Source organism: Bacteroidetes bacterium SB0662_bin_6 (assembly GCA_009839485.1).
GTDB lineage: Bacteria > Bacteroidota > Rhodothermia > Rhodothermales > VXPQ01 > VXPQ01.
The window spans coordinates 22405-39052 of sequence record VXPQ01000020.1 but is presented as its reverse complement, the minus strand read 5'-3'; the positions used below and the strand labels follow the sequence as shown (position 1 = coordinate 39052).

At 57.8% G+C, this 16648-nt stretch carries 12 protein-coding genes; 2 read left to right on the top strand and 10 right to left on the bottom strand.

Going from position 1 to position 16648, the window contains the following annotated elements:
• Positions 1-32 precede the first annotated feature (32 nt).
• Positions 33-431 carry a hypothetical protein gene (locus F4Y00_03150; protein ID MYE03958.1) on the bottom strand — a complete coding sequence of 133 codons (399 nt, stop codon included), beginning with the start codon at positions 429-431 and terminating at the stop codon, positions 33-35.
• Positions 432-1416: 985 nt separating this feature from the next.
• Positions 1417-1806, bottom strand: coding sequence for a hypothetical protein (locus F4Y00_03145; protein MYE03957.1), 390 nt, complete (start codon positions 1804-1806; stop codon positions 1417-1419).
• Between the two features lie 1004 nt (positions 1807-2810).
• Here F4Y00_03145 and F4Y00_03140 point away from each other — a divergent pair.
• Entirely contained in the window at positions 2811-3476 is a 666-nt protein-coding gene (locus tag F4Y00_03140; GenBank protein MYE03956.1) for a TonB family protein, read from the top strand.
• 170 nt (positions 3477-3646) lie between these two features.
• Here the strand turns inward: F4Y00_03140 and F4Y00_03135 are convergent, their stop codons facing one another.
• On the bottom strand, positions 3647-6040 hold the full coding sequence (locus tag F4Y00_03135) for a carboxypeptidase-like regulatory domain-containing protein (protein ID MYE03955.1): 2394 nt from the start codon (positions 6038-6040) through the stop codon (positions 3647-3649).
• Between the two features lie 105 nt (positions 6041-6145).
• On the opposite strand from F4Y00_03135, the gene F4Y00_03130 reads away from it, so the two are divergent.
• Complete coding sequence (locus tag F4Y00_03130) at positions 6146-7843, top strand: FAD-dependent oxidoreductase (protein MYE03954.1); 1698 nt, start codon at positions 6146-6148, stop codon at positions 7841-7843.
• Between the two features lie 99 nt (positions 7844-7942).
• Here F4Y00_03130 and F4Y00_03125 read toward each other — a convergent pair whose 3' ends face one another.
• The 7 genes from F4Y00_03125 to F4Y00_03095 all read right to left on the bottom strand — a co-directional run bounded on the left by F4Y00_03125 (position 7943) and on the right by F4Y00_03095 (position 16619).
• Positions 7943-8488 carry a DUF4199 domain-containing protein gene (locus F4Y00_03125; GenBank protein ID MYE03953.1) on the bottom strand — a complete coding sequence of 182 codons (546 nt, stop codon included), beginning with the start codon at positions 8486-8488 and terminating at the stop codon, positions 7943-7945.
• Between the two features lie 153 nt (positions 8489-8641).
• Positions 8642-9790, bottom strand: a complete 1149-nt coding sequence (locus F4Y00_03120) for an ATP-binding protein (GenBank protein MYE03952.1) — start codon at positions 9788-9790, stop codon at positions 8642-8644.
• Positions 9791-10023: 233 nt separating this feature from the next.
• Positions 10024-10437 (bottom strand): DoxX family protein, encoded by a 414-nt coding sequence (locus tag F4Y00_03115; protein ID MYE03951.1) that lies wholly within the window; start codon positions 10435-10437, stop codon positions 10024-10026.
• Between the two features lie 155 nt (positions 10438-10592).
• The gene (locus F4Y00_03110) at positions 10593-11210 is read right to left on the bottom strand and encodes a YceI family protein (protein MYE03950.1); all 618 of its coding nucleotides are present in this window, start codon (positions 11208-11210) and stop codon (positions 10593-10595) included.
• A gap of 161 nt (positions 11211-11371) precedes the next feature.
• Positions 11372-12820 carry an amino acid decarboxylase gene (locus F4Y00_03105; GenBank protein MYE03949.1) on the bottom strand — a complete coding sequence of 483 codons (1449 nt, stop codon included), beginning with the start codon at positions 12818-12820 and terminating at the stop codon, positions 11372-11374.
• Positions 12821-12823: 3 nt separating this feature from the next.
• On the bottom strand, positions 12824-13798 hold the full coding sequence (locus F4Y00_03100) for a hypothetical protein (GenBank protein ID MYE03948.1): 975 nt from the start codon (positions 13796-13798) through the stop codon (positions 12824-12826).
• A gap of 199 nt (positions 13799-13997) precedes the next feature.
• Positions 13998-16619 carry a twin-arginine translocation pathway signal protein gene (locus tag F4Y00_03095; GenBank protein ID MYE03947.1) on the bottom strand — a complete coding sequence of 874 codons (2622 nt, stop codon included), beginning with the start codon at positions 16617-16619 and terminating at the stop codon, positions 13998-14000.
• Between the last annotated feature and the right edge of the window lie 29 nt (positions 16620-16648).

Here is a 16648-nt window from a genome sequence, read left to right as displayed (position 1 = left end):
TCGATAAAAAACCGGGCTGGAAACCCCGGCTGTCAACTTAAATATATAATTCCCTGTCTATTTAATCCGGAAAGAATATTAAGATAGACAGAAGAGCTGGGAGACTGAAGACGAATCCCTCCCATAAAATACCATATTTTAGACTCAGAATCAACACCCAAAAAGAGTTCTTTTACACCATAATAAGATATTTGAACAAGAGGACTAATTCCAATACCAAAGTCATAATTTGCGCCCATAGAAAAACCACTGTAAGAAATGCCCCCACCAACATCCATCCCATCATAATCTAAAGCCGAAGTTTTAGAAGCATCCCAGCCAATAGAAAATTTCATATATTGATTTACATCCGTATTTTGAGCACTGACATAGCCGGGAAATATAGAAATTATCCCGACGATCAAAATAACGGATAGAACAAGATTTCCCATAACAAACTTCAAAAAGAAAAAGGGAGTCCAAGCTAAGCAGAGCCGCACACTACTAACGCATGACACAAAGCATATATTGTACAGCCCTTTAAACTATCTGTGTAAACCCACCACGTTGTTCAGGGGAATATTGAGGAATTGTATGGGTGTTCGGTATTTCAGGCTTGCGCGTGGTTGTGGTCTGTGCCAGTTGTATTGGTGTAGCCACCGGGGTAGGTGCTCGCCGCAACGCCCCTCGTTAACGATGCGATAAACCAGAATCTCTCGACCTTTCGGCATCAATCGGGCATTCTTGTGAATCTTCATGCGGCGATCTCCATGGTTATCGGTTCGCATATCCCCGAGATAAAAGTCTCCAGAACTAAATTTATCGATTCAAAACGCACCCTAACGTTAGCGATTGGAGGCTCTATTTTGTTTTTCAAAAATCTTGAATAATTTCTTGAATAATGTGTTGTCCTCGAAGTGAACCGGACCCATTCGAACGGGAGCGTCGTGAAGTCGTGGCGCCAGAAGACGGCGGCGTGCCGCGCCCCTTGCAACGGCCGGCCGTGCAGGGAACGGAAGGCATGATGCCGGTTCAGCCGGAGACCGTCGAAAAGTTCGAGGCCGATTCGAGGAATCCGGAGATTTACAAGTCTTCTACGGCCCGCGTTACCGGAGCCGAATGTCGTTGTTAACTGGATGCGCTGGCGGATCCTGGTAGCTGAACCCGGGAGATCAATAACCAAGCCACGTCCCGAACATCTACAAATCACGAGCTCGTACCGCGGCTTAACAGGCATGGAGCGCGGCGTGCTCGAAATCGTCGAAAAGGAAGGCCCTCAGAGCCTGTAAATCTCGGAAATCCGGGTTAGGGGGTACGATCTATCGCAAACGCGAGCGCCCATTTCAGCCTGATCGGGGCCGAAATGGGCGCCATTTTCCACTCAGAGAGCAAATCCGTTCCGGAAGGAGATACCGAAAAGGAAGAGCTTATAAAGAATCACCAAACAAAACTCCATGTAGCCTCATAATCAGTAAACCCAGACTCGTGCTCAAGAGTAATTGCAAAAGCAAGATAAGCTCGAGAAGGAGCATCACCTCCTAACTGCAAAGTAGCACAAGGTTCACGTATAATGACATCACCATCATCATTCCAAATTCTACAGGAAGAATTCTTAGCGATCTCATCAAGATTATCAGGAGTATGATATAACACCGCATATCTAGATCCATTATGCATGGAAAGATCTGATATCTTACCATTCAACTGATCCTCAACTTCTTGAGAAGGACCATTCAACGAATCAGCCTGATCACAGGCAGACAGTAGAAAGAGAACAGAGGCAAAAGGAAGGATGATAGATAGACGAAGAGAAAGCAGCCGTTTCATGATAACCTCAGGTTAAGATGGAGAATAAGATGAATTGAAGTTCGTATTGAACCTCCATCAATACTGAAAAATACAATCAGCTTGATAATACCTACGGCGAATCGGAATAGGGGTCCACACCCATTCAGTATATGATCTTTCACGGAAAGTACAGTGATCATACTCCCCTGAGCCACACCTTGCTCGAAGATCATTTACACACCTATTATAATTCGCTAAATGGCTGTCGCATTTTCCACAAGAACTACAATTCGGATAGTTAGGGTTACTTCCTGCAGTCCCTGATCCACTAGACCCTGAATTGGAATCTGGAGCATTAGGACAATTACCTGCATTACAGGCAGCTTCACATCTCTCACGCGGGGATTGAGACCAGGGATTAGGTCTAACATCCGAATACGATTGACAGTACGTTGAAGCATTCTGTGCCATGGCATCATCCACACCAGGGAAGCAAAGAACACCAACCATAACGAAGGAAAGAAGGAAATATTTCATGGGTCAACAAAAAAGACGAAACAGACACGACACCCAGCCGAAGCCAAGCACAACACCCCAAACCTAACCGGCGGTCCGGACAGTGTTAAAACCTCTGAGGCCAGTACGGCACCGCGACGACCTCGAGGCGAAAAAACAAAGCAGCTTATTAGGGCGGTTTGTTGTTCATTTTTTCCTCCATGGTTTGGGTTGTCTCCAACGAGCCTGGAAACCCCGGTCGAACCGGGCCACGCTCAAAACGCACCCTAAGGTTAGGCATTGGAGGTCCTATCACGTTTTTCAGATATCTTGAAAAAATTCTTGAATAATCGATTGTCTCAAAACGAGCCAGATCACAGTCCTGTCCAAGGAGAGAGACATCCCCAACGCAAGCCGTGGTCCATGCGGAGCGGCATGCCGCCGATCCGGCACAAATCTCGGAAATAGTCACCCTTGCAACTTTGGTATATAATGTCCTAATCTTTCCGACCCCCTGATCCGTACTTCAAACTATCCGGGACATCGACATGGCTTTGCACAAGGAAGACAGGTTCAACCTGAAGAACAAGTACACACTGTATATGGAGATGGGCCTGATCGTCACGCTGGGTGTTCTTATCGTTGCCTTCCGCGCCGACTGGTCCAACAAGAGCGATTTCGAGATCGTGCTTCCGGAACAGGAGCAGATCACCATGGAAGAAATCCAGCAGACGCAGCAAATAGAAGAACCCCCTCCGCCGCCGAAACCGCCCGTACCCGTAGAGGTGCCGAACGATGAAATCCTCGAGGACGATATCCTCGACCTCGATGCTTCGCTGGACCTTGACGCCCCTGCGGCCGCCCTTCCTCCGCCCCCAGCCCCGGAGGAAGAAGAGGAAGACGAGCCTGAGATATTCCTGATCGTGGAACAGATGCCCGAGTTGATTGGAGGTTACGCCTCTATAGTCAGTGAAGTGAAATATCCCGAGATCGCCCGCAGGGCCGGCGTGGAAGGGCGCGTAACCGTGCAATTCGTCGTCAACGAACAGGGCAACGTACAGGATGTGGTGGTAAAACCGGGCTATGGCATTGGCGCCGGTTGCGACGAAGAAGCCATCCGCGTCGTGAGCCAGGCAAAGTTTACGCCCGGCAAGCAGCGGGGCAGGGCCGTCCCGGTGCGGATGTCGCTGCCAATTAACTTCAAGCTGCAATAAACGGCAGAGTGCGCGGCGCCCGGGAGAAATGTCCACGGGTATCGTTTTACGCGCTTGTCCAGCGTACGTACACCCTGGAGGCGCTACGGCAAGATCCGTACGCAGCAAAGCAGCGGATTTCTCCCAGGCACGGCTTTTGAACAATACCCCTCACCATCCTTATCTCCCCCTCACAACTCCACCCCGAACCCCAGCACCACGCGGGAACCGGGAATATCCCCGAAATCCCCGAGGCGACGGGTGATGTCCATGCGGAACGGCGTGCCGCCGATCCGGGTCAGGGAAACTCCGACCTCGTGGAGGGAATTATCCCCGCAATACCCCGGGGGGATGCAGGAAAACCCTTCGTCAGGAGGCGCGGCAGGCTGTCCCCGGACACGCCCGTGGGCCCCGAACAGGGTAATCCCCATGCGCAGGCGGACAAGCGGCCACAGCCGGACCCATTCGAACGGGAGCGTCGTGAAGTCGTGTCGCCAGAAGACGGCGGCGTACCGCGCTCCTTGCAACGGCCGTCCGTGCAGGGAACGGAAGGCATGATGCCGGTTCAGCCGGAGGCCGTCGAAAAGTTCGAGGCCGGTATCGAGCAGCACGGCCCGCTGCGGCGGAAGATCGCCGAAGGACGTACCGCCTTGCAGGCGGATATGCAGGCCCGCGGGCGTCGGGCGATGCCTGTGCAGGGTGGGTTGCGCAAGGTCGATATGGCCTCCCAGCAAGGTGAATGCCGCATTGCCCGCAAGCCGCTGCGGCGAACCGTGCTCGACGCGAAGCACAGCGGACCGGATGGTTCGGGTTGCGCGGCGAGGCAACGCAAGAGTAGCATACACCGACCGGAACGTACCGTCCCGAACGGGCGGATTGGCCCGAAAGGTCTGTGCGTACGGCCAGGAACGGGCCACCTGCCGGTCTATTGATTCTGCCTTTTCCTGCTCGACGCCGGCGGTGAAATGCAGTCCCCGCCATCTCGCTTCCATGCCGGCTCCGTACCGGGTCCGTCGGAAATAATCGAAGTAATCCTGTCCGCCGAGCGCCGCTTGCACTGAAGCGAGCGCCTCGCTGTGTCCGGACCAGGCGCCCTGTGAAGCAACATCCCGTTCACGCGAAATACGAAAAAGAAACTGTTCGCCAAGCGGTCTCGCCAGGGAAACATAGGACCGGGTCTGCTCGAGTCCGGTCGCCTGACCGAGACGCCACGACATACGGATGCCGGAAAACAGGTCCAGTTCGTTCCCTACGCTGCTCAACAGGCCATCCACCCGGTTATACCGGAATTTGAACCGGTATCCCATGACCACGGGCCATTGCAGTTGGCCAGGAATCTCCGGATCCAGAAAACCGATAAAACGCCCCGCCCGCCGTTCGGGAGGAAACGCTTCGCTCAATGTCAGGTTGGCGGCGCGAAGATCCGCGACCGCGTCCAGTTCGCGCGCGGTCATCGGCATCAGCACCTGCCCGTATCGAAAATCCGGGTCGGACCAGGGCGTGGTTACCGATGCAAGCTGCTCTTCCGGAATGTTGGCGGTGTGCCCCGCCAGCAGGGTGCGCCGGCTGAACCTCACCGTACGCAGACGCTGCATACCGACAGCGGCGCGGAGCGTCCCCTCCATGTCGAGATGGACAGGGGCCCAGAATCCGTCGGTCACCTCCCGGAAATGCTGCACGTACCGGACATTCCAGCCGGATGTCGGAGCGGGAAAAACCACGTGCCGCGCCGGGAAAAGGCGCGCTTCCAGCAGAACGAACTCCTCGTCCATCACGGAAATCTGGCCTATAAACGCAGCCTCCTCTTCGCCGATGGGGGAAACGTTCAGATCATAGATCGTGCGGTCGCCGAGCGTACGCTCCGCAGCCACCCGGAAGACATAGTGTTCCAGTGCGTCGGGATGGGTGGGCCCGATCATCCGCTGCCCCTGAACGGTCACGAAGTCCTCGTACAGGTTCGCCACGTCGTGCGGAGCGGGCAGGGGAAGTTCCTCGTCCCACGCACCGGTTCGGCTTACGGCGCTCACCTCGGCGCGGTAGGTATGATGCGTGCGGTCCGTTGGTTCGGTCTCGCCATAAAGCCACAGCAGGTCGAATGCGGTATCGCCGAGATGAACGATGCGTTCGTCGTCTTCGAGTATGAGCCGGGTCTGGCCCACCATGCGAAGCGACGATATGTCCGCGAACATGCGCTGTTTGCGGCGGATCACCTGCTCCATCAGGCTGGACGCAAAACCCTCGCCGGACACGAGCACCTCCTCCAGCGGAATCACAATAGGGGTCAGCCGGATGACAAGCGATTCCGGGGCTTCCGGGGGCACCGGGAATACACGAGGAGCATACCCGAGGTGCTGGACGACGATAGCTTCAGGAAGCGCAGACAATTCGAGGACGAAACGCCCCTCCGCATTCGTAATGGCGCCCTGCGCCATGTCTTCCGTGAACACATGCGCGCCGGACAGGAGGCTACCGGTTTGTCCGTCCAGAACAGTTCCCCCGATGCGCACCTGCGCGGCAGCCGTCCAGGCGACGCCGGTCGAGAGCAGGAAGATATAGGGGATGTATCGGATCACACTGTAAACCATGCAACAAAATACGTTAACGAAACACCGGCGTGGTTCGTATCATGGACGGCAGGGTCATCCGAGAGGGTTTTTATCCCTGTTTGAAGGATATTGGTTGCCGATTCGATGAATCGCAGGAATTTTCTTTGCAATCTGGCTGCGGTCGCCGGGGTCGGGACACTGGGCGCGCGCCATGCCCTGTTCGACGGTCCGTATCCCCCGGCCCGCGAGCGACACGCCGATGTAGTGATCATTGGCGGCGGCACAGGCGGCGTTGCAGCAGCGCTGGGCGCCTTGCGCAGCGGATCCCGGGTTATTCTGACCGAAGAAACGGACTGGATTGGCGGGCAATTGACTCAGCAGGCGGTTCCTCCTGATGAACACCCGTGGATCGAACAGTTCGGAGCACCCGCTTCGTACCTCGATTTCCGGCGGCGGGTGCGGGCCTTTTACCGCGGGACGTATCCGCTTGCCGGGGACGCCTCGGACCCGTTCAACCCGGGAAACTGCGGGGTTTCGCGCATCTGCCACGAACCGCGCGTCGCGCTGGCAGTGCTGGAAGAAATGCTGGCCCGGTATGTAAGCAATGGGCAGCTTACCGTATTGCTGGAGCATGTGTGCATTTCGGCGGGCGTGACGGGCGACCGCATCGAATCCGTGCGCGTGCGCGACGAACGCACGGGAAACGAAACCGAGTTGACCGCCCCCTTCTTTATCGACGCCACGGAACCGGGAGATGTGCTCCCGCTGGCCGGCGTCGAGTACGTTACCGGCGCGGAATCGATGGATCAGACCGGCGAGCCGCATGCGCCCGCCGAGCCGCAGCCGCAGAATATGCAAGCGGCCACCTGGTGCTTCGCCATGGAGCATGTGGATGGAGAAAATCACGTCATCGAACGGCCGGCGGAGTACGCATTCTGGCGCGATTACGTACCCGACCTCGCTCCCCCCTGGCCCGGCCCCTTGCTGAGTTTCACCTACAGCCATCCGATCACGCTCGAACCCCGCACGCTGCCGTTCGACCCGCGGACGAACGACGGGGGGTGGTGGACCTACCGGCGCCTCATTGACCCGGCCAACTTCGCGCCGGGAACGTACCCGGGCGGCATCACCCTGGTCAACTGGCCGCAGAACGATTACCTCCTCGGCAATTTCGTGGATGTCGGCGAGGCGGAAAAAGCCCGGCATCTCGACGGGGCGCTGGGTTTGAGCCGGTCCCTCTTCTACTGGTTGCAAACGGAAGCCCCCCGACCCGATGGAGGCGAAGGCTGGCCCGGACTACGACTGCGCGGCGATCTGACGGGTACGCGGCACGGGTTGGCGAAACGGCCTTACATCCGGGAGGCCCGGCGCATCCGGGCCGAATTCACCGTGCTCGAACAGCATGTGGGGCTGGAGGCGCGCATGGCGGAGACAGGCTTGCCGCAAGGAGAAGTTACCGCCGCGGCTTTCCCGGACTCCGTAGGGATCGGCAGTTACCGCATCGACCTGCATCCGTCCACCGGCGGGGACAATTACATCGACATCGGTTCGCTGCCCTTTGAAATTCCTCTGGGCGCCCTGCTTCCCGTGCGCATGGAGAACCTGCTGCCCGCCGCCAAGAACATCGGGACGACGCACATTACGAACGGGTGCTATCGCCTGCATCCCGTGGAGTGGAATATCGGGGAAGCCGTGGGCCAACTGGCGGCATTCTGCAAGCACGGGGATCACGTACCCCGGCAAGTACGCGCCAACCCGCAATTGCTGGAAGATTTTCAACAGTCCCTGCGACGACAGGGCGTTGAAATTCGCTGGCCGGACCCTGCGCGCAGGGCAAGGTAATATCGACTGTCCTGCACGCGATTGCGAGGGGATGCCTGTGGCGGCGGCGCCTTCGTCTTGCGCCTCGAAAAATCGCCAGGGGAAAAACGAGAGGGAAGATCAGGTAAGTGCGCCTTCCTCCGATTGCGCCTTGCGCCTCAGAAAAATTGCCAGAAGGAGAGAAATCCCGATCCCGATCAGCAGCACGGTCACATACATCACGACCGTTTGAAAGGCGATATTGGTTAAGAGAGGGCTCTGGGCTCCCATCGTGGCTTCGAATGCCTGAAATTCTTCCGCCGTCATGGATGCGCGGGCCAACTCCGTCTGGTACTCCATGTACTTCTGCGTAAAATCGGGATCGATGACTTTCACATAGAGAAGGTTGTAGGCGGCGAAGGCAAGGGCGGGAAGCTCGGTAATGACGAGACCGACCAACCAGGCTTTCCCGAAGGAAATGCTGCCCTCGGACATCTTGTCCCGGTACTCCCTGACGCCGAGATAGATGGGAATGGCAAGGGCAGCCACGATCGTCGAGTACCCGATGACCTCGCCCATCGCGAAATCCTCCGCATCGGGGATGCCCGTGATGAGCAGTACGAGCAGGTTGACGCCGATCATGATGGCGGCGCCAATCCCGCCGTAGTAAAGCAGCATGCGCTTCATGATTCCATACCGATTCGTGATGGAAAATCCAGGGCCTGTTGACACTATGCAGCAATGCTCTGTTCCGTCAGGCACGGCGCAGAATCTTTTGGGCGTCGGAAAAAGCAAAAGTTTCGCACGCCGTTAGCTGGCCGCACTCCCGGGAAATTCCCCTCAAATATCCTTCAGGAGCCGGGAGGCGGCCACGGCATGGATTCGTTTCGCGAGGGGAAAACTCTCTGCGCCGGCATGAATCACATCAATGCGATTCAGTTTCAGATCGTCGAGCGCCGACCGCATGGAAGGAGTCACGGCAGGAGCCGTCGTACGTTTGATCTCGAAGCCGCGCAATCCGGCCCCTTGCTGCACCACGAGGTCTATTTCCGCGCCGGAATGCGTTCCCCAAAAATAGCATTGCCGATCTTCGACGCCGAGCGCCTGAATCAGGTTTTCGAGAATGAATCCCTCCCATGACGCGCCGATTTTGGGATGCCGCGCCAGTTCCAGGCGCGTGGTTACGTTCAGAAAGCGGTGCAGCAACCCGGAATCGCGCAAATAAATCTTTGGCGATTTGACCTGGCGCTTGGCCAGATTGGCGCTCCAGGGTTTCAAACTCCGTACCATGAAGGTGGCTTCAAGAATATCCAGGTACCGGCGTACGGCGTGGTGAGAGACGCCGAATGCACGCCCCAACTCCGAACCGTTCCACGTCTGAGCATGATAATGAGCAAGCATGGACCAGAAGCGATCCAGCAGTGCACCGGAGACGGTAATGCCGAATTGGGGGATGTCCTGCGCCAGAAAAGTTTGCAAAAAGTCTCCACGCCAGCGATAGCTTTCCTGATGGCTGTGTGCGGTAAAAGAACGCGGAAAACCACCCCAAAGCCATAGGAGATCGGCCTTGTCCACAGTAACCTCGGACAGGGAAAGGCCGGGAAGTTCGTAATAGGCGATGCGACCCGCCAGGCTCTCCGAACTTTGCCGGAGTAAGCTTGGGGATGCGCTGCCAAGCACAAGAAAACGGGCTGGCGCCGGCGCTCGATCCGACAACACCCGGAGTGTCGGAAAGAGTTCGGGACGGTGCTGTATTTCGTCCAGTATGATCAATCCGCGCAAGGAGGAAAGCGCGAGCAGAGGATCGGCAAGACGCGCCAGATCGGCAGTGGATTCGAGATCGAAGAGGTGCGTCGGCCCGCTTCGTCGCCCGGCAAGTTCACGGGCAAGGGTCGTTTTGCCCACCTGCCGCGCCCCAAGCAAGGCAACCACCGGATTCCGGGATATGAGCTGCTCCAGAGCCTTTATATGTGCATCACGCCGAATCATAATCGGAATGATACGAAAATACCTTGAAAATTGGAAGGGTGTCGTCCAATTTTCAAGGTAAAGCAGGCGACTGGCAGTAATGCAACCGGCATGTACAGACGATGCCGATTAGCCGGATTTTCCCGAAAGAGACGCCGCTGGATTCCTTATCGCGACATTCCCTGACCAGGCAGATAAAGGTGGCAAGGAGCGCCGATCCCGCCGTAGTAAAGCGGCATGCGCTGACTCCATACCTACTTCTTCAATTTCCCGTCCAGGCTGGCCGGACCGGAGCCGGACACTGCGAGAAAAGCGAACGCAGCCATATACAGCAGGGCAAGTTCTCCACGATTTTCAATCGGCAGGCCGCCTTGCGGCGCGTGGGCCATGAAATAGGCTACAAGCATCTGGAGTGCAAGGATGGCTGCAACCGGTGTGGTCAGAAGACCCACGACGACAAGCAGGCCGCCGAAGAATTCAAGCACGCCTGCAAGCCCCATGAGCGAAAACAATTCCGCCGTACCGCCGGACTCGCCCATGCCGCCAAACCAGCCGAAAAGCTTCTGCGCGCCATGCTGCATGAACAACAAGCCGATCAGAATACGGGCAAACGCATGGGTGAAGCTCCGGATAGAGCGACCGGTGGGCGAATTCAGAAAACTCGACATCTTTCTCGGGGGATTGGTTAAGAAGCACCCTATTTAATTAGGTGAAAGCGCTTACAAAAGCAAGCCCGGATTACGATTCCCTCCCTTCCCCGGCAAAGAATTTTTTCCACGAGCACGTCGAACACCGGGGGCGGGCTACGCACTTTGGGGACGGATTATCCCGCTTGTTCGTCGAGTTCCATTTCCAGAATGATCTCCACGCTGCTTCCTACCACCAGCCCGCCGGTTTCCGTCAGGGCGTCGAATTTCAGATTGTACTCGAAGCGGTTGATCGTCGTCCTCGCTTCGAACCCGGCCTTACGTCCCTCTCGACCTGCGGCCATGCCCAGAAATTCGGCGTCCAGCATGATCTCCTTCGTAACGTCCCGGATGGTCAGATCGCCGACGAGTTTGAATTCGCCGCCGTCGAGATCGCGAACCTCCTTGCTCACGAACCGCAGTTCCGGGAATTCCTCGGCATTGAAAAAATCGTCCGAGCGAAGATGGTTGTCGCGGCGCTCATTCCCGGTGTCAACGCTGCTTGTCTGAATGGTCGCGTCCACCGAGAGCGTACTCAGGTCTTCCGGATCGAACTGTACCGTGGCTTCGTACTCGCCGAAAGCGCCGCGCACATTGGAAATACCGAGATGACGCACCTTGAACCCGACGTTGGAATGGGTCTTGTCCGGATGGAAGGTGACGACCTCGGCGCGATCATGAACCGGAAGCACTGCGCCGGTCAGCAGGAAAGCGGTGGCCAAAATGGCGACGGTAAGAAAACGAACAGGTTTCATGGTGCGAAAAAGGGCTGTGAGCAAACGAAATAAATGAGTGCGTTCTACCGCATTCGGGCTGTGCGGTTCTGCGAACATAAGGCTACACCATTTTCCAGACAGCCTCGCAAAAAATCGTCATCTATGCATTTTTTGCATAATGCCCTCCTTTTTTATGCAATTTATGCATAGATGGCTTTCCCCTGCAGGAGTTCCCAAAGACGGCGGACATGCTCTTCCGTCGTACGCAGATTCCCGATGGCAACCCGTATCGTGTACCGTCCCCGCAATTTGGTATGGGAAAGGAAGAACTCGCCGGTTGCGTTAATCGCGTGCATGAGGCGCTCGTTGGCGGCATCGGTCTCTTCTTCACTGGCTCCCTCGGGCCGGAAACGCAGGCAGACAAGCGAAAAATCGGTCGGGGCCATGCGCTCGAAGTCAGGAGAAGCATCGACCCAGCCGGCAAGCAAGCGGGCAAGCCGGATGTGCTCGCGCAGGGCGTCCGCAATGCGTTCGGAACCGAATGAGCGCAGTACGTACCAGAGTTTGAGGGCGCGAAACCGGCGCCCCAGCGGGACGGCGTACTCCATATAATTGACGGTGCGGGAATATTCGCGGCTCCGCAGGTACTCCGGCACAAGCGAGAGCGCATTGCGCAGGTATTCCGGGCGCGCGGTATAGAATGCCGTCAGGTCCATGGGGACGAACATCCACTTGTGCGGATTGACGACGAACGAATCGGCGCGATCGCACCCTGCAAAGTGATGGCGCATCTCCGGAAGCATGGCGGATGCGCCCGCATAGGCCGCATCGATGTGCAGCCAGAGCGCATGTTCGGCGGCAATATCTGCAATGGCGGGAACCGGATCCACCGCCGTAGACCCCGTAGTCCCCACCGTGGCGACGACGGCAATGGGAGCAAAACCGTTCCGCAGGTCCGAAGCGATCGCCTCGCGCAGCGCATCGGGCTTCATGGCGTACCGTTCGTCCACCGCGATCTTGCGACACGCTTCCCATCCGAGGCCAAGGGCCGCCGTGGTTTTTTCGACAGAGGAGTGCGCGTGCTCGGACGTATAAATGACAAGGCGGTTCAGATCCAGCGTCGATCCTGCCTTTTCGGCATTGGAGGCGGCAAATTCGCGCGCAGCGATCATCGCATGAAGACTGGCCGTGGAAGCCGTTCCATGAATCATGCCGAACCAGGACAGCGGCAGCCCCAAAAGCCGGGCCAGCCACTGCAATGTTCTTTCTTCGAGTTCGGTCAGGGCAGGCGACGAATTCCACATCAGGCCGACGTTGTTCAGCGCAGCGCTCAGGGTTTCCGCCAGCACCCCCGGAGACGACCCGCCTGCGGAAAAGTATCCCATGAAACCGGGATGATTCCAGTGCATCACATGGGGCAGAATCGTGTGCTCGAAATCGGCGAGAATATCGCCATACGGAGACGGGTGAACAGGCGCTTCCTCCGGCAACTTGTCGAGCAGCGCCCCGGACTCGACATCGGGCTGTACACGCAGCCGTTCCGGATGTGCAATGTAGTCGGCGATCCAGTCTATGACGGCGTGCCCCGCACGACGGAATTCTTCGGATTCCAGGTCGCCTGTCGGCGGAGATTCGGGGAGATCAGACATCAACTAAAAAATCCGCGTCACAAAACTCGGCAGGGAAACGGAGGCGCCCACCGACACCGGAGTCATGGCTCGGTTCCCTACTTTGTAAAATGGTTGATCTATACGCAACTCGAGTTTCAGACGAGCTCTGCTGAGGCGAAGGGCTTCCACCCCGCCAACAACATATATCCCCATGCCGCTCTCGCTATCGGTCTCGGTGTAGCTGTAATAGTAATCGTCGTCGAAATTTTCTTCCTCGTAGTAATCGCGGCTACCCCAGGATCTGGCGATACCGCCGCCCACATAGGGCGATATATTCTTCTTGTTGAAAAAGTACTGCCCGCCGATCGACCAGGCAAAAAACGTGAATCGCTCGTCGTTATCGTTACTGCCCCCGGAGCCCCGAAATTCGGTTCCTACAGCATAGGATGGCGTCTCATAGAACCACCCCCACTCGGCGCCGAATTCAGAGTTGTTGGACACGGAAGTTCCAATCATCCCCAGACGCCACATGAACTCGCCGGGTATCTTCCGCAACTCCCGGGCTTCCTCTTCGACGAGATTCTCCATGTCGACCGTAGTAGCAAGCGAGGTCTCGTTGACCAGCGCATCGACCAGTCTCGGCGCGGCTGAGACCATTTCCTCGATGCCTGCCAGGAGGAGTTCCCGCTCGATAACGACGGTCCCGACAGGGGCTTCCTCGCTTAGGCGAACCAGGATATTCTGGCCCAAAACGTGTAACGTAACACGGTACGCAATCGCTGACGCCGGAGCATCGTACACGGGTTCGCCCACTTGTATACCTTGATCGCGCAGTTCCCGGCACACCAGAAAAGCCGAGGTGTGCGCGTCGGCTTCCGGCAAATCCCCATGATCCCCGATCAGGCAGACCGCCGGGTCCGACATCGATTCGTCCGCTTCATTGGTATTCTCCTGGGCAAAAACCGGCGAAACCGCCGCGAGAGCCGTCAGACATGCGATCATGATTAAACGCTGCATAGCATTCTCCTTCCGGGTGGTATAATCTTCGTTGGGGAGATTTTCGCTCCTGCGCTTCCCGTGGTCCTGTGGTTATGAGTAAGCCGCAGAAAGGTCTGGAATAGTAACGCGCCGCGGCTTTCAGATAAACGCCTGTGAGGCTACACGTTCCCGGGGCAAGAAACATGCCGGACTGCGCCGGAAAGCACGCCCTCTTCCCTTACCCTCCAAACACGATGTCCAGCACAGAAGCATCAGGAGATGCAGCGCTCCGAACGCCTGTGAATGTCTGCATGGCGCCGTCCGGGTCGCCGACGCGCAGCGTGTAGGAACCCGCGGCGAACACCTTCGGGGAAAATGTCGCCCCGGCAATGCGCAGCGTATAGACGATCTCGCCGGAAACTTCGTCGATCACCTGCACGACAGGGTCTTCCATACCCTGCACCTGTATCTGCGGCAACCAGGCTGCCGCCTCTCTGTCGTAATTGTCCATCTGCCCGATGGTGATGGGCCACCCGGGGTACGGCGCGCCGTCTTCCGGATCCACGTGGCGAGGCCAGTTGGCGATATTCAGGGTACGCGCTTCCCGGTTCAGTCGCACAATCCCGTAGCCGGGGGCCCGGTCGTACAGATTTCTCGGCTCCATGCCGGTCTCATAGGGGTTAGAGACCGCAAGCACCGTCATGTGATTGCCGAATCCATCCAGAAAGTCGCCCGTGTTCTTCGGAGCGCCTTCCGGGCGGTTGGCGCCGGCAACGGGGGGATACCACCGCCGGGGATAGAAATTGGCCACGGAAGGCACGCACAGTGCATAGCCCGCATCGCCCCAGGCGTCCACGCCGTACCGGATCGTGCTTCCGAGATGCTGATCTCCCGCAAGATGGAAAGCGAACCCCTTGCGGATGGCCCGGATCGCGGCATCCCGCCCGTGCTTCGGCCAGCCATTGGAATCCATATCCTGCACGATGCGGTCGTTGGGAGCATACTCGCTCACGTCGAAGATTTCGAGACGGGGCACCACCACATCGCTCGGGGCCGTCTGCGGCAGTGTCGCTACATTGACGAAAATCGTCTGGGACATGAGAAATTTCATCCATGCGCCATGCGACCAGTCCGCGGCCCAATGCTCCAGAAAATCAAGTTGCCGCTGCCCCAGAAGATCGGCGTTCGGGGCGCGCAGCGCTTCGGGCGGGTTCGTCGGCCGGTTTTCCGCCCACCCGTTTTCGATCTCGAGGTAAGCAGGCAACACCATCTTCGGCGAATCTTTCCACTTGCGATCCTCGATGATCCCGAAACTGATGCCCCCGTACACGAGATCGGTATAATAGACGCCAATACCCTGTTCCACAGGTTCAGGATCATACGGCGGCGGCAGGTGTGCGGTCTGCGTCCGCTGTACGGCGTTCACCCAGGACGGCGGCATGAAGTACCCGCCCGTATCCTGTCGCTCTTTCTTCGTGGCCCCGGGCCCGGTGGCCTTGCCCCCGGCTCCCCATACGTTGCCGTGATACACGTCATGGTCATCCGGAATGGCGACCGTGGGGATATCTTTCGTAAGCTCGCCGTATTCCCAGCCGAAGAGATACCACTTGCGCAGATAATCGAGCATCGCGGTGTCGAGCGGCCCTTCCACATAGCCGTATCCGCCTATGCTCTCGTAGATGTTGTCCCCGGTGAAAAGCAGAATGTCCGGGTCATGCCATGCGACGCGCCGCACCAGATCGGCATGAGGAAACCCGAGGTCGTTGTTTCCCGTGAAGCCCGCCACCACGATCTCTTCCTGGTCCACCGGATCGCGGCGTACCGTACCTTCAAGGATATGCTCGACCGGCTGCCCCGCCGCGCTTGTCAGATCGTACGCAAGGCGATAGGAAACGTCCAGCGAATCGGGCCAATCGGCCACGGAAAAGGTTGCCGTGCGCGCCATAGGATCGATCGGGGCCCGTCCGACCTCTTCCCATTGTCCCCTGTTACGAACCGTCAGCCGTACCTCCTGTGCATCGTCCTCCGAGAGCGGCGGCATCTGAGCCGTCATGGAGAGGCTGCCCTTGCTCAGCGTGTGCATGGCGAACAGCACAGGACCGAACGCACGCTCGGGGTATGCCCGCACCCGTGTGCCGTTCACCTGCCAGTCCTCGAACCAGAAACTCGGGCGGTTCGTGTCCTCGCCGGACAATCCGTCGGTGTCGAAATCGACCACCAGCGCCAGCCCCCCGGTCAACGCATCGGCATCCACCGGCGCTTCGATAGACCCAAGCACCTCCCCATCCGGATTTCCCAGCCGCAACCGGAGGGTATACCGCCCGTCCTCCTGTTCTATCGCCCGCATATCCAGAAACACACCCTCCTCAGGAAAAACCCCATCCGTAAACAGCGCAGGCGAAGATACGCCCCCCGCGGTTTCGGAAGACCCGCCGATAAACAAACTGCCCAGGGCCGTCACGCCTGCATCCAGTCCGGATCCCCGCAGCGCGGTGTCCCGGTAATCATGAAACGCGCCGCGCGCGCCGATACGAAAACCCGCCCGGCCCGAATCCGGCAGCGGCGTATCGGAAGCGATGGCCCCGAGGCGGACCCGCATATGCACGTCTCCCTTTCCTTCGGCCACTTCCCGTACAAGCAACGCCACATTCCGGTTTTCACGGCGGGTCAGGCTTTCGATACGCCCTTCCCGGATTCGCCAGTCCTGAAGCGGATTCGACCAGTATTCCGGCCCGATCCATGGGCGTTCGACCGCAGGGTGCGCCGCATGAAACGCCGCCCGGTCCGCCGGACCGCAACCGGCCCATGCAAGGGCAATCACTGCGCACAGGGCCAAAAAAATCAGTCGGGATGTGTTCACGGGTACGCAAAAATCTGTTTCCGATACGC

What these genes read in the sequence shown, in the direction of transcription:
- F4Y00_03150 (MYE03958.1), bottom strand. Translation starts at nt 431, where the DNA reads ATGGGAAATCTTGTTCTATCCGTTATTTTGATCGTCGGGATAATTTCT.
- F4Y00_03145 (MYE03957.1), bottom strand. Translation starts at nt 1,806, where the DNA reads ATGAAACGGCTGCTTTCTCTTCGTCTATCTATCATCCTTCCTTTTGCC.
- F4Y00_03140 (MYE03956.1), top strand. Translation starts at nt 2,811, where the DNA reads ATGGCTTTGCACAAGGAAGACAGGTTCAACCTGAAGAACAAGTACACA.
- F4Y00_03135 (MYE03955.1), bottom strand. Translation starts at nt 6,040, where the DNA reads ATGGTTTACAGTGTGATCCGATACATCCCCTATATCTTCCTGCTCTCG.
- F4Y00_03130 (MYE03954.1), top strand. Translation starts at nt 6,146, where the DNA reads ATGAATCGCAGGAATTTTCTTTGCAATCTGGCTGCGGTCGCCGGGGTC.
- F4Y00_03125 (MYE03953.1), bottom strand. Translation starts at nt 8,488, where the DNA reads ATGAAGCGCATGCTGCTTTACTACGGCGGGATTGGCGCCGCCATCATG.
- F4Y00_03120 (MYE03952.1), bottom strand. Translation starts at nt 9,790, where the DNA reads ATGATTCGGCGTGATGCACATATAAAGGCTCTGGAGCAGCTCATATCC.
- F4Y00_03115 (MYE03951.1), bottom strand. Translation starts at nt 10,437, where the DNA reads ATGTCGAGTTTTCTGAATTCGCCCACCGGTCGCTCTATCCGGAGCTTC.
- F4Y00_03110 (MYE03950.1), bottom strand. Translation starts at nt 11,210, where the DNA reads ATGAAACCTGTTCGTTTTCTTACCGTCGCCATTTTGGCCACCGCTTTC.
- F4Y00_03105 (MYE03949.1), bottom strand. Translation starts at nt 12,820, where the DNA reads ATGTCTGATCTCCCCGAATCTCCGCCGACAGGCGACCTGGAATCCGAA.
- F4Y00_03100 (MYE03948.1), bottom strand. Translation starts at nt 13,798, where the DNA reads ATGCAGCGTTTAATCATGATCGCATGTCTGACGGCTCTCGCGGCGGTT.